The organism is Enterobacter sp. SECR19-1250 (genome assembly GCF_013391025.1).
In the GTDB taxonomy this organism is placed as follows: domain Bacteria; phylum Pseudomonadota; class Gammaproteobacteria; order Enterobacterales; family Enterobacteriaceae; genus Enterobacter; species Enterobacter cloacae.
In genome coordinates this window covers 1-231 of sequence record NZ_JACASJ010000363.1, presented here as the reverse complement: position 1 = coordinate 231, position 231 = coordinate 1, and the positions used below count along the sequence as shown (strand labels likewise).

Annotated in this window: 1 protein-coding gene; it reads left to right on the top strand. The window is 43.3% G+C overall.

Features of this window, described 5'->3' with window-relative positions; translation table 11 throughout:
- A partial coding sequence (locus tag HX884_RS27115; protein WP_218620159.1) for a hypothetical protein occupies positions 1–209 on the top strand: 209 nt, incomplete at its 5' end.
- Positions 210–231: the final 22 nt, after the last annotated feature.

Sequence of the window (231 nt, the reverse complement as noted above, 5' to 3'; positions counted from 1 at the left end):
CACCCAGTGCTGGGAATAAAGATTTAAATGACAAAGATGTCATTAGCCTGTCATGCAGCAAACAGAAGCCATTCGATATAATTAGTGCAACTTATCAGGAAGGCTGGATTGCTTTATCAATATCCGGCGTCAGTGGACGCCAGGAAATGAATATCCAGTCCTCTCCCGGAGAAATAAACCGTCATTCCGCAGCTAATTCCAGAATTTAAATAGCGTGATCTGGCGATCAGT